Here is a 12,376-nt window from a genome sequence, read left to right on the forward strand (position 1 = left end):
CGGTTCGGTGGCCCCGCCCCGGGGCCTCCAGGTGGTCGGGTGGCTGCGTGCTGCGCCACCGCGCAGCGCGCGCCTACTCGGCGCGACGGCGCCGAGCGACCTCCCACAGGGTGACGCTCGCGGCGATGCCCGCGTTGAGCGACTCGGTGGCGCTGGAGATCGGGATCGAGACGATCGCGTCGCAGGTCTCGGTGACCAGGCGGGACAGACCCTTGCCCTCGGACCCGACGACGATCACGATCGGCCGGTCGGCGAGCTCGAGAGCGTCGAGCTCGACGTCCCCGTCGCCGTCGAGACCGAGCACGAAGAGCCCCATCGACTTCAGCGACTTGAGCGTCTGCGTCAGGTTCGGTGCCATCGCGACGGGCGTGCGCGCAGCGGCACCGGCACTCGTCTTCCACGCCGACGCCGTGACGCCGACCGAGCGGCGCTGCGGCACGATGACGCCGTGGCCACCGAAGGCCGCGGTCGAGCGGATGATCGCGCCGAGGTTCCGCGGGTCGGTGATGCCGTCGAGGGCGACCATGAGCGGGACCTGGTCGCGGGAGAACGCGCGCTCGGCGAGGTCCTCGGCGACGGCGTACTCGTAGGCCGGGACCTTCAGCGCGACACCCTGGTGCACGCTGTCGTGGCCCGTGATGCGGTCGAGCTCCGGCCGCATGATCTCCATGATCGGGACGCCGCGGTGGTTGGCGAGCGCCAGGATCTCCTTGACGCGGTCGTCGACCTCGATGCGGGCGGCGATGTACAGCGTCGTCGACGGGGTCTTCGTGCGCAGGGCCTCGAGCACGGAGTTGCGCCCGGTCACGAGCTCGGAGTCGTCGCTCTTGCGCTGCGGCGGCCGACCGGTGCGCTGCTGCGGCGAGCTCGACGCACCGTGACGGCCGCGGGCAGCGTCGAGCCGGTCCTTCGCCGCCTTGCGCTTGCCGGCGGGGTGGTACGGCCGGTCCTCGGCCTTCGGCGTGGGCTTGCGCCCCTCGAGCGCCTGCGCGCCCTGGCCGCCGGAGCCGACCTGCTTGTTGCCCTTGCGGCCGGAGCGGACGGCGCCGGGCCGACCCTTCTTGCTCCCCGAGACGTTCTTCATTGCTCTCTCCTGTCCGGCACGGCCGTTGTCAGGCGATGCTCCAGCGTGTTCCTGCTGCGGTGTCCTCGATGGTGATCCCCGCGGCTGCGAGGTCGTCCCGCACCCGGTCCGCCGTGGCGAAGTCGCGTGCCGCACGGGCCTCGGCGCGCTCCTGCACGAGGCGGTCGACGAGCGCGGCGAGCGGTGCGGCCGAGACGTCCTGCGCACCACCGGACCAGTGGGCCGCTCGCGGGTCGATGCCGAGGACCTCGACCATGGCGGCCACCTGATGGTACGCGACCCCGAGCGCTTCCGCATCGTCGGCGTCGAGCGCGGCGTTCCCGGCACGGACCGTCTCGTGCAGCACGGCCAGCGCCTGCGGCACCGCGAGGTCGTCGTCCATCGCGGCCGCGAACGCGTCGGGCACGGCCGGGGCGTCGCGGAGCGGGACCCCCTCGAGCCGGGGTTCCGCGCGGGCCAGGAACCCCTCGATCCGGTCGTAGGCGGCCTCGGCCTCGGCCAGCGAGCCGTCGTGGTGGTCGATCGAGGACCGGTAGTGCGCCGCGCCGAGGAAGTACCGGACCACGACCGGACGGGCGGACGCGAGGAAGGCGGCGGCGAAGATCGAGTTCCCGAGGGACTTCGACATCTTCTGCCCCTCGACCGTCACCAGGCCGTTGTGCAGCCAGTACGACGCGAACGGGTCGCCGGCCGCGGTCGACTGCGCGAGCTCGTTCTCGTGGTGCGGGAAGCGCAGGTCGAGGCCGCCGCCGTGGATGTCGAACGCCGGGCCGAGGTAGCGCCGCGACATCGCCGAGCACTCGATGTGCCAGCCCGGGCGGCCCGGCCCCCACGGGGAGTCCCAGGTCGCCGTCGTCGGCTCACCCGGCTTGGCGCCCTTCCACAGCGCGAAGTCCCGCGGGTCGCGCTTGCCGCGGGGGTCGGCGTCGGTGGCCTCGACCATGTCCTCGCGTCGCTGGCGTGTCAGGGCGCCGTAGGACTCCCAGCTGCCGGTGTCGAAGTACACGTCGCCCGTGCCGTCGGCGGCGGCGTACGCGTGCCCGCGCTCGATCAGCCGCTCGATGATCTCGTGCATCTGCGGCACGCTCGCGGTCGCCCGCGGCTCGTAGGTCGGGGCGAGGATCCCGAGGGCGTCGTACGCGGCGGTGAACTCCCGCTCGACGCGGTACGCCCGGGCGAACCACTGCTCGTCGGTGCCCGCGGCCAGGTCGAGCACCTTGTCGTCGATGTCGGTGACGTTCCGCACGAGGGTCACCCGGTACCCGCGGTACGTCAGCCACCGGCGCCACACGTCGTAGACCAGTGCCGAGCGCAGGTGCCCGATGTGCGGCGACGACTGCACCGTCGGCCCGCACACGTACATGCTCACCTGTCCGTCGACCAGCGGGACGAGGTCGACGACGGCTGCGGCGCGGGAGTCGTACAGGCGAACGGTCACGCCCCAAGCCTAGGACGTCGGACGCGCCGGGTGACGGAGGGGGTCAGCAGCGGTCAGCGCGGCCGGACGACGGCGGTCGCGATCGCCGCGAGCCCCTCACCGCGCCCGGTCAGGCCGAGGCCGTCCGTCGTCGTGCCGGAGACCGCGACGGGAGCACCGACGACCGCGGCCAGGGCGGCCTGCATCTCGTCGCGTCGGACACCGATGCGGGGACGGTTCCCGATCACCTGGACCGTGACCGAGGTCGGCGCGAGACCGGCCGAGCGCAGGAGCTCGACGGCCCCGCGGACGAAGACGTCACCGGTGGCCCCGGCGTAGCGCGGGTCGGAGGTGCCGAAGCGCCCGCCGATGTCACCGAGGCCGCCCGCCGACAGCAGTGCGTCGCAGACCGCGTGGGCGACCGCGTCGCCGTCGCTGTGCCCGGAGAGCCCCGGTTCGCCGGGGAAGTCGAGCAGCCCGACCCGGCACGGCGACGCGGCGTCGAAGGCGTGCACGTCGACCCCGAGGCCCACGCGGACGTCGGGCGCCGCGGCTGCCGCACCGGTGCGGGAGGCCACGAGCGCCTCGGCCCGTGCGAGGTCCCACCGCGTGGTGATCTTGAACGCGTCGGCGTCACCCGGCACCGTGCGGACCGTTCCCCCGGCTGCCCGGAACACACCCGCGTCGTCGGTCTCGGAGCGCTCGGCGCCCGCGTAGGCGGCCCGGAGTGCGGCGAGCGGGAAGACCTGGGGCGTCTGCACCCCGACGAGCGCCGACCGGTCGACGGTCTCGACCACGACGTCCGCGTCGACACGCTTGACGGTGTCCGTGACGGGCAGGGCCGGGACGACGCCGTCACCGGTCGCGCGTGCACGGTCGAACACGGCGTCGAACTGCGCCGCCGGCGTCAGGCAGCGGGCGGCGTCGTGGACACCGACCCACTCGATGCCGTGCGGCAGGGCGTCGAGGCCCGCCTGGACCGAGGCGTGGCGGTCAGCACCGCCTGCGACGACCACGGTGAGGTCGACCGCGTGTCCGGCGGTCGCCGCGACCAGGGCGCGGCACTCGTCGAGGCGGGCTGCGGGTGCCACGACCACGAGGACGGTCGGCTCGGCCAGGGTGAGCACGGTGCGCAGGGCGCGGGTGAGCATCGGCTCGCCCGCGACCGGGACGAACGCCTTCGCGTCCCCGATGCCCAACCGCGTGCCGGACCCGGCCGCGACGACGACGACCGCCCTGCTCACCCGATCGGGGAGCAGGGCGGTCGTCGTCGTGTCGTCCAGCGGCGGTCCGCGCTACGAGGCGAGGACCTCGTCGAGGACGGTCGATGCCTTGTCCTCGTCGGTCTTCTCGGCCAGGGCGAGCTCGGAGATCAGGATCTGCCGGGCCTTGGCCAGCATCCGCTTCTCACCCGCGGAGAGTCCGCGGTCCTGGTCGCGGCGCCAGAGGTCGCGCACGACCTCGGAGACCTTGATGACGTCACCGGACGCCAGCTTCTCCAGGTTCGCCTTGTACCGGCGCGACCAGTTCGTGGGCTCTTCCGTGAAGGGCGCCCGCAGGACCTCGAAGACCTTGTCGAGGCCTTCCTTGCCGATGACGTCACGGACGCCGACCAGGTCGACGTTGTCCGCCGGCACCTCGATCGTCAGGTCACCCTGCGTGACACGCAGCTTCAGGTAGACCTTTTCCTCGCCCTTGATGACGCGCGTCTTGACTTCAGAGATGGTTGCCGCCCCGTGGTGGGGGTAGACGACGGTCTCGCCGACCTCGAATTGCATGTATCAGGCTCCGTTCCCAGGACCCCCAGTTTACCACAAGGACCTTTCGGGTAAGGGGCCTGGGCGGCCCGCACCCCCGACGATCGGTAGGATGGACGCGGACCGCCTGGTCCACATCGTGATCTTCCGGAGGAATCTCTTGCGAGCTCGGGTACTCGTGTCCGTCGCCGTTGCGGCATCCATCGCGCTCGGCGCCACCGGCTGCGAGTTCATGTCGCCCGCGCACACCAAGGAGATCAAGCAGATCACCGACGGCGTGAACGTCAGCACCGGCTCGATCGACATCCGGAACGCGCTGCTCATCTCCGACGGCGGCGAGGACGCGCGCTTCGTCGGGAGCTTCATCAACACGGGGTCGAAGGACGTCACCATGAGCGTCGAGGTCGGCGGCGTGACCCAGACGGTCGAGATCCCGGCGAACTCGCACGTCGATCCCGCCGTCCCGGCCGGCCCCTCGAGCGAGGCCGAGTCCAGCGTCCAGTCCGGCGCCGAGACGCAGGGCACGCGCTCCGCCGGCCAGCCGGAGCTCGTCTTCTCGGGTGCCGACGCCGTCCCCGGCTCGCTCGTCAAGACGTACTTCTCGTACTCGGGCGCCGAGGGTGTCTCGGCCAACGTCCCGGTGCTCACCAGCGCCCTCGAGGAGTACCAGACCCTCGCCCCGACGACGTCCCCGTCGGCCACCCCGTCGAGCACGGAGACCTCGCCGTCGGAGAGCGGCTCCGAGCCCACCGGCGACGCCACGGCTCCGGGCACCCAGTCGGGCGACTCGCAGACCGACTCGTCCGAGGGCGACAGCGGCACGAACTGACCGCCGCGCGCCGGACGGGCGCGACGACCTGACGCAACGCACCGGAGGCCCGGTGCCGGTTCCGAGAACCGGCACCGGGCCTCCCGTGCGTCGCCGGTCAGCCCTCGATCCGGTACCCCAGACCGCGCACCGTCACCAGGACCTCCGGGGCGCTCGGCACGCGCTCGATCTTCGACCGGATGCGCTTGATGTGCACGTCGAGCGTCTTCGTGTCCCCGAAGTAGTCCGACCCCCACACGCGGTCGATGAGCTGCCCGCGGGTGAGCACGCGTCCGGCGTTCCGGAGCAGGAGTTCGAGCAGCTCGAACTCCTTGAGGGGCATCGGCGTCTCCGCCCCGTCGACCGTCACGGTGTGCCGCTCGACGTCCATCCGGATCCCGCCGACCTGCAGGATGCCGCTGTCGCCCGGGTCGTCCTCGGTGCGCCGACGCAGCACCGCCCGGAGCCGGGCCAGGAGCTCCCGGGTCGAGTAGGGCTTCGTCACGTAGTCGTCGGCGCCGAGCTCGAGCCCGACGACGATGTCCACCTCGGAGTCCTTCGCGGTGAGCATGATGATCGGCACGTTCGAGCGAGTCCGGACCTGCCGGCAGACCTCGGTGCCGCTCAGTCCGGGCAGCATGAGGTCGAGCAGGATCAGGTCGGGGTTCTCGGTGTCGAACTTCGACAGCGCGGTCACGCCGTCCGCGGCGACGGCGGTCTCGTACCCCTCGCGCTGCAGGAGGAACTCCAGGGGCTCGCTCAGGGCCGGCTCGTCGTCGACGATGAGGATCTTGGTCACGATGACTGCTCTTCCAGTTGCTCTTCGAGTGCGGTGGTGAGTTCGGGATCCGCCTCGGGCAGGCGGATCGTGAAGGTCGAGCCCTTGCCGGGCTGCGACCAGACGCGGACGTCGCCGCCGTGGTTGCCGACGACGTGCTTGACGATGGCGAGCCCGAGACCGGTGCCGCCGGTCGCCCGCGACCGTGCGGGGTCGACGCGGTAGAAGCGCTCGAACACGCGGTCGAGGTCGGCCTCCGGGATGCCGACGCCCTGGTCGGTCACCGCGATCTCGACGAACCCCTTGGTGGACCGGACGCCGACGCCCACACGGGTGTGGTCCGGGGAGTACTTGACCGCGTTGGCGATGAGGTTCGACACCGCGACCTGCAGCAGCCCCGGGTCGCCCATGACCCGCAGCTTCGAACGCTTGGCCCGCACGATCTCGATCTCCCGGGCGCGGGCGACGACCTCGTTCGCGTCGACCGCCGCCTGCACGATCTTGTCGACCGACGTCTCCTCGCTGTTCTCGAGGGTGTCGACCGACTGCAGCCGCGACAGCTCGATGATGTCCTTCGTCAGGGCCCCGAGCCGCTCGGACTCGGTGATGAGCTGCCCGGCGAACCGCTTCACGTGGTCCGGGTCGTCGGCGGCGACGACGAGGGTCTCGGCGAGCAGGCCGATCGCCCCGATGGGGGTCTTCAGCTCGTGCGAGATGTTCGCCACGAAGTCGCGTCGGACCTCGTCGATGCGGCGGCTCTCGGTCAGGTCGTCGGCCGTGACGAGCACGTAGCGGTTGCCGAGCTGCGCCGCCCGGAAGCTCAGGTAGCCGACCAGTTCCCCGCTGCGCCCGCGGGGCAGCTCGAGGTCCTCCGACCCCATCTCCCCGCTCCTGCGCACCTGGTCCACCAGGGCGACGAGCTCGGCGTGCACGAGCTTCCGCCGCACGACGAGCCCGACGGTCAGTGCCTGCGGCGACGCGGCGACGACCGTGTTCGAGGGGTCGACGACCACGGCCGGGTTGTGCATCGTGGCGATGACCGCGGCGACGCCGTCGGGCAGCGTCCGTTCCGCGACGTCGGCTGCCCGGGCCGTGCGCTCCGCCGTGATGACCAGCACCACGACCCCTGCGCCGAAGACCCCGCCGAGGAGCATCGACAGTGGCACGAGCCACGCGTTGTCCATGCCGCCAGTGTAGGGATCGTCACGCGGGGTTCCGACGCCGTTCACCCCGCTTCCGCTCAGTCGAGGCCCCGGATCGTGAGGTGTTCAGCCGCAGGTCACCGTTCGTTCACCTGGGCTGACGACACTCGTCCGGTACGCATCAGAGAGGCACATCCCCCATGCGCGAAGTCTTCCAGCAGGAGCTCCAGGACGTCCAGGAGCGTCTGACCGAGATCGCCGGACTCGTCGAGTCCGCCATCACCCGTGCGACGCAGGCGTTCAGCGAGTCCGACGTCGCCCTCGCCGAGGAGGTGATCGCCGACGACGCCATGATCGACCACGCGGCGAACAGCCTCGACGAGATCGCGATCGACATCCTCGCGCGGCAGGCGCCGGTCGCCCGTGACCTCCGCGTCGTCGTGACCGCGCTGCGCGTCAGCTCGTCGCTCGAGCGCATGGGCGACATGGCCGAGCACATCGCGCAGCTCGCCCGCCAGCGCTTCCCCGAGAAGGTCGTGCCGAAGGGCCTGCGCGGCACCTTCAAGCAGATGGGCGCGCACGACGTGCAGATGGCCCAGAAGCTCACGCGCCTGCTCGCGACCGAGGACATCGCCCTGGCCGCGGAGATCCGCGACGAGGACGACGCCGTCGACGAGCTGCACGCGAGCGTGTTCGACTTCGTGCTCGGCGAGACCTGGAAGGGGAACCCGATCGACACGGTCGACGCGACCCTGGCCTCGCGCTACCACGAGCGCTTCGCGGACCACGCGGTGTCGATCGCCAAGAAGGTCGAGTACCTGGCGACCGGCGACTGGACCGGCGCCGCGTCGGTGACGGCCTCCCCCGCCTGACGGGTTCTGCCAGGATCGTGGCATGGCTCAGGTCGCGATCGTCGTCAACGGGATGCCCGGTTCGGGCAAGAGCACGGTGGGCGCCGCCCTGGCCGAGGTGCTCGGCTGTCCCTTCCTGTCGAAGGACCGCATCAAGGAACCGCTGGCCGACGTGGTCGGCCCGATGATCGGCTCGCGCGAGCTCGGCGGCATCGCGATGGACACGATGTGGTCGATGGCGCGGGCCGTCGAGAACGGGGTCGTCCTCGACGCCGTCTGGCTGCCGTCCCGTGACCGCGACCGTCTGGAGGCCGGACTCGCCTCCGCCGGCTCACCGCGCGCCGTCGAGGTGTTCTGCCAGGTCGACCGGGTCACCGCCGCGGACCGGCTGCGCGACCGGTACGAGCCCGGCACACTGCCCGTCCGGCACGAGGTGCACGGGGACCTGGCGGAGATCCTGGCCTTCTGGGACGAGCACGGCGACGCGGCCGCACCGATCGGGCTGCCGGGCGTCCCCGTCGTGCGGGTCGACACCGGTCGCCCCTACGACGTCGGGGCGCTCGTGCAGGAGATCGCCGACCACTTCGTCTGAGGCCCGCCCGAGGTGCACGAACGCCCCGCCGGTGTCCGGCGGGGCGTTCGTCGTGCTGGTGCTACTTCTTGGCGCCCTGCGCGGCGACCGCGGCTGCACCGGCAGCGGCGGCCTCCGGGTCGAGGTAGTACGAGGGCTTCGTCGGACGGAAGTCGTCGTCGAGCTCGTACACGAGGGGGATGCCCGTCGGGATGTTGAGGCCCGCGATGTCGTCGTCGGAGATGCCGTCGAGGTGCTTCACGAGGGCGCGGAGCGAGTTGCCGTGCGCGGTGACCAGGACGGTCTTCCCCTCGCCCAGGTCCTTCGTGATGTCGGACTCCCAGTACGGCAGCAGCCGGTCGATGACGAGCTTCAGCGACTCGGTGCGGGGCAGCTGGTCGCCGAGGTCGGCGTAGCGGCGGTCCCCGGCCTGCGACCACTCGGCGTCGTCCGCGATGGGGGGCGGCGGCACGTCGAACGAGCGACGCCACTCCATGAACTGCTGCTCGCCGTACTGCTCGAGCGTCTGGGCCTTGTCCTTGCCCTGCAGGTCTCCGTAGTGGCGCTCGTTGAGGCGCCAGTCGCGCTTCACCGGCAGCCAGGCCAGGTCGGCCTCGAGCAGGGCGATGTCGGCGGTCTGGATCGCGCGGGTCAGCAGCGACGTGTAGAGGACGTCGGGGACGATGCCCGACTCGGCGATGAGGGTGCCGGCACGCTTCGCCTCCTTCTCGCCGAGCTCGGAGAGCCGGACGTCGACCCAACCGGTGAACAGGTTCTTCTGGTTCCAGTCACTGTTGCCGTGACGCAGCAGGACGAGCGTGGAGGTCATGCGTCCGAGTCTACCGAGCGGGTGCGCCTCGGTACCCTGGGGTCCATGCCCATCGGGAACGTCACGCGCGGGACCACCGGGTACAACCGGCTCCGTCGTGTCGACCGCTGGATCGCCGCGCTCCCCGTCCTGCGCCGGACGGACGACCCGCTCGTGGCCGACGTCGGGTACGGCGCTCGACCGACGACGACCCTGGAGCTCCGCGACCGGCTGGCCCGGGTCCGACCCGACGTCGAGGTCACCGGCATCGAGATCGAGCCGTCACGCGTGGCGCTGGCGAACGCGGGCACCCGTGACGGGGTGACGTTCCGGCTCGGCGGCTTCGAGACGCCGACGCCCGGTGGCCGCCGTCCCGCCGTGATCCGGGCGTTCAACGTCCTGCGGCAGTACGACGAATCCGCCGTCGTCGACTCGTGGCGGATCATGCAGGACCGCCTGCAGCCCGGCGGGACACTCGTCGAGGGCACCTGCAACGAGGTCGGCCGCGTGGCGTCCTGGGTCACGCTCGACGAGCACGAGCCGCACACGTTCACGGTGTCCCTGCGCGTCGCCGACCTCGAGCTGCCGAGCATCGTGGCGGAGCGACTGCCGAAGGCCCTGATCCACCGCAACGTCCCCGGGGAGCGGGTGCACGCGTTCCTGCTCGACCTCGACCGTGCGTGGGCGGTCGCCGCTCCGCTCGGCACGTACGGCCCCCGCCAGCGGTGGATCGCGACGGTGCACGGCATGCGCGACCGGGGCTGGCCGGTACTGCACGGGGTGACGCGCTGGCGTCTCGGCGAGCTCAGCGTCCCGTGGTCGGCCGTCGCTCCCGCCTGAGCGGCCGCCGCGCCACGAGACTCGCCCAAGCGGACACGTCCACGGTCGTGCGGGCGCGAACACGTCCGCGGGGCCGAGTCTCGCCGGACCGCGTCCGACGACGACTACGAGCGGCGCACGGCTCCGAGCCGGGGCAGGCGCGGGACGTTCGCCGTCGCGCCGGCCTCCGGCGGGACGATCGTCTCCTGCGCGGCCGTGACCACGACGTCGTCGACGGTCAGGGTCAGCGTCACGGCGGGGTCGAGCGAGCGCTTCACGACCGCGAGCCCGACCGGCCCGAGCTCGTGGTGGAGCGCCGACGCGGTGAGCCGCCCGACGTCCTTGCCGTCGAGCTCGACCGCGGTGCCCGGCGCGGGCAGCACGCCGTCCGAGCCGTCCAGGTGCAGCATCACCACGCGGCGCGGCGGGTGCCCGAGGTTGTGCACCTTGGCGACGGTCTCCTGCCCGCGGTAGCAGCCCTTCGACAGGTGCACGGCGGAGCGGAGCCAGTCGAGCTCGTGCGGGATCGTCCGCTCGTCGACGTCCGCGAGCGAGGGCCGCCACGCGGCGATGCGCAGGGCCTCGAACGCGAGCAGCCCCGCGACCGGCGTGTCCGACGCTGCCAGCGCAGCCACGGCGTCCGGGGTGACCACGTCGATGCGGAGGGTCCAGTCGGAGGCGGGATGGGCCTCCGGGGCGGCGTAGCCCCATCCGCCGGGCGTGACCGACGACCACGGGTCGACCCACTCGACGACCACGCCGTCGGGCGCTGCCGAACCCGCGAAGCGGCCGAGCGTGACGAGGTCGGCCGACCGGTCGGTGACCTCGACGCGGAGCATGAAGCGCATCGAGTCGAGCCAGGCCGCGAGCGGTGCGGCGTCCGCGGGCTCGGTGAGGAGCCAGGTGATCTCGCCGTCGTCGACCACCCGTGCGGCGTGCTCGACGCGGCCGGACTGGTCGAGGACGAGCGTCTCGGTGCTGACGCCGGGCTCGAGCCCGGTGAGCAGCTGCGAGGTGATCGAGTTGAGCCAGGACAGGCGGTCCGGACCACTGACCGTGACGACCCCGAGGCCGAGCTCGACGACCGCGCGACCGGAGGCGAGCGCCCGCTGCTCACCGACGGGGTTGCCGAAGTGGGCGGCGGGACCGGCCTCGGTCGCGACGAAACCGTCGCGCCCGCTGAAGGCGGACATCAGTCGACCTTCGCGAGCTGACCCGAGGCGTGCGAGGTGAGCTGCTGCCCGAGCGCGGCGATGTCCCACGCCCAGAAGAGCTTGCCCTCGACCAGGCCGTACAGGCGGGTCGCGGCCGAGTAGTCCTTCGCGTTCGGCGAGCGCATCACGGCGTCGGTGGCCAGGTCGATCCGGCCCTTCCTGACGCGGCCGACGTAGAGCTCGTTGACCCCGGTCGGGTGGATGATCGCGGCCTCGACGTCGAAGCCGTCGGTCGTGTTCCGGAGCGCCTCGACGCTCTCCACCGTGCTGAACGGCGCGGGGCCGTCGCCCATGAGCATCGCGGGACCGCGGTCACCGGGCTCGTTCGGCCGGTCGATGCGCCAGTAACCCATCTCGGCGGCGAGCGGCGTGTGGTCGTCGTCGAGCAGCCACGTCGTCGAGGAGTAGTTGAGGTACGGCAGGCCGTCGTGGCTGAAGCTCACGCGCTGGCCGAACTCGTACTTGCGGGGCTCGTCCTCGTCGCCCACGGGGTACTCGACGACGCCCGTGCCCTCCCAGACACCGACGAGCCAGGACAGCGGGACGAGTTCGGGCGCCAGACCCTCGGGCAGTTCGATCAACGCTGACCCTTGAACAGCTTCACGACGACGACGACCGAGATGAACGCGATCGCGAGCGACGCCAGGCCGAGGAGGCCCACGTAGAACAGCTCGAGCGCAAGCAGCGAATCCATGCCGCGAGTCTACGCGGGACGCCTGACGGCGCCAGGGGGCGTGCCGCGCGGTCGCAGGTCGCGCGGTCGCGGGTCTCGGGTCGCGCGGCTCAGCGCGCCAGCAGCACCACGGCCGTGACGAGCACGACGACGAAGGCGCCGGAGGACGCGATGCTGATCCGCTCGACCAGCCCGTCCTTGGTCGCGGTGATGAGCTGCAGCACGAAGCTCACGAGCACGCAGAGCACGAAGACGAGCAGGAGCCAGGCGAACGAGTCCTTCTGCGTCAGGGCCAGCACGAGCACCGCACCGACCACGGCGAGGACCCAGACCGGCAGCACGGAGGTGAGCCGCAGGCGGCGCTGGTCGAGGGGCGGGACGGGCTCGGTCACGCGTTCCATCATGACAGGGCCTCGCCGACCGGGACGCCCGACCGACCGGCCGGTCGGCGGGC

General features: G+C 72.0%; 14 protein-coding genes. 4 read left to right on the top strand and 10 right to left on the bottom strand.

What is annotated here, in order from left to right; translation table 11 throughout:
- Positions 1-73 precede the first annotated feature (73 nt).
- The 4 genes from rlmB to M3677_RS15105 are packed head-to-tail and all read right to left on the bottom strand — an operon-like array spanning position 74 to position 4,279.
- Positions 74-1,084, bottom strand: coding sequence for a 23S rRNA (guanosine(2251)-2'-O)-methyltransferase RlmB (gene rlmB, locus M3677_RS15090; protein ID WP_066656632.1), 1,011 nt, complete (start codon positions 1,082-1,084; stop codon positions 74-76).
- A 28-nt stretch (positions 1,085-1,112) separates the two neighbouring features.
- Entirely contained in the window at positions 1,113-2,522 is a 1,410-nt protein-coding gene (gene cysS / locus M3677_RS15095) for a cysteine--tRNA ligase (protein ID WP_251160946.1), read from the bottom strand.
- A 53-nt stretch (positions 2,523-2,575) separates the two neighbouring features.
- Positions 2,576-3,745, bottom strand: a complete 1,170-nt coding sequence (gene ispD / locus M3677_RS15100) for a 2-C-methyl-D-erythritol 4-phosphate cytidylyltransferase (protein WP_251160947.1) — start codon at positions 3,743-3,745, stop codon at positions 2,576-2,578.
- Positions 3,746-3,796: 51 nt separating this feature from the next.
- The gene (locus tag M3677_RS15105; protein ID WP_017888066.1) at positions 3,797-4,279 is read right to left on the bottom strand and encodes a CarD family transcriptional regulator; all 483 of its coding nucleotides are present in this window, start codon (positions 4,277-4,279) and stop codon (positions 3,797-3,799) included.
- Between the two features lie 91 nt (positions 4,280-4,370).
- Here M3677_RS15105 and M3677_RS15110 point away from each other — a divergent pair, with 91 nt between their 5' ends.
- Entirely contained in the window at positions 4,371-5,087 is a 717-nt protein-coding gene (locus tag M3677_RS15110; RefSeq protein WP_209685419.1) for a hypothetical protein, read from the top strand.
- A gap of 97 nt (positions 5,088-5,184) precedes the next feature.
- Here M3677_RS15110 and M3677_RS15115 read toward each other — a convergent pair whose 3' ends face one another.
- Together M3677_RS15115 and M3677_RS15120 are read right to left on the bottom strand one after the other, a co-directional pair.
- Positions 5,185-5,865, bottom strand: coding sequence for a response regulator transcription factor (locus tag M3677_RS15115; RefSeq protein ID WP_066656662.1), 681 nt, complete (start codon positions 5,863-5,865; stop codon positions 5,185-5,187).
- Positions 5,862-7,028 carry a cell wall metabolism sensor histidine kinase WalK gene (locus M3677_RS15120; protein ID WP_066656668.1) on the bottom strand — a complete coding sequence of 389 codons (1,167 nt, stop codon included), beginning with the start codon at positions 7,026-7,028 and terminating at the stop codon, positions 5,862-5,864. Before M3677_RS15120 ends, M3677_RS15115 begins: the two co-directional genes overlap by 4 nt.
- Positions 7,029-7,186: 158 nt before the next feature.
- Between M3677_RS15120 and phoU the strand changes: the two genes are divergently transcribed.
- Complete coding sequence (gene phoU, locus M3677_RS15125; RefSeq protein WP_066656682.1) at positions 7,187-7,858, top strand: phosphate signaling complex protein PhoU; 672 nt, start codon at positions 7,187-7,189, stop codon at positions 7,856-7,858.
- A 22-nt stretch (positions 7,859-7,880) separates the two neighbouring features.
- Complete coding sequence (locus M3677_RS15130; protein WP_251160948.1) at positions 7,881-8,429, top strand: AAA family ATPase; 549 nt, start codon at positions 7,881-7,883, stop codon at positions 8,427-8,429.
- Between the two features lie 61 nt (positions 8,430-8,490).
- On the opposite strand, the gene M3677_RS15135 is transcribed toward M3677_RS15130, so the two are convergent.
- Positions 8,491-9,237: a phosphoglyceromutase gene (locus M3677_RS15135; RefSeq protein ID WP_066656688.1), complete on the bottom strand. Its 747-nt coding sequence runs from the start codon at positions 9,235-9,237 to the stop codon at positions 8,491-8,493.
- Positions 9,238-9,282: 45 nt separating this feature from the next.
- Here M3677_RS15135 and M3677_RS15140 point away from each other — a divergent pair, with 45 nt between their 5' ends.
- Positions 9,283-10,056: a class I SAM-dependent methyltransferase gene (locus tag M3677_RS15140; RefSeq protein ID WP_209685415.1), complete on the top strand. Its 774-nt coding sequence runs from the start codon at positions 9,283-9,285 to the stop codon at positions 10,054-10,056.
- Between the two features lie 104 nt (positions 10,057-10,160).
- Here M3677_RS15140 and M3677_RS15145 read toward each other — a convergent pair whose 3' ends face one another.
- The 3 genes from M3677_RS15145 to M3677_RS15155 form a co-directional block, all read right to left on the bottom strand.
- Positions 10,161-11,228, bottom strand: coding sequence for a folate-binding protein YgfZ (locus tag M3677_RS15145; protein ID WP_251160949.1), 1,068 nt, complete (start codon positions 11,226-11,228; stop codon positions 10,161-10,163).
- A complete protein-coding gene (locus M3677_RS15150; protein WP_066656691.1) occupies positions 11,228-11,830 on the bottom strand; it encodes an FABP family protein in 603 nt (200 codons plus the stop codon). Before M3677_RS15150 ends, M3677_RS15145 begins: the two co-directional genes overlap by 1 nt.
- A 202-nt stretch (positions 11,831-12,032) precedes the next feature.
- A complete protein-coding gene (locus M3677_RS15155; protein ID WP_126891649.1) occupies positions 12,033-12,314 on the bottom strand; it encodes a hypothetical protein in 282 nt (93 codons plus the stop codon).
- Positions 12,315-12,376 lie beyond the last annotated feature (62 nt).

Origin of the sequence: Curtobacterium sp. P97 (assembly GCF_023712445.1) — a bacterium.
GTDB lineage: Bacteria > Actinomycetota > Actinomycetes > Actinomycetales > Microbacteriaceae > Curtobacterium.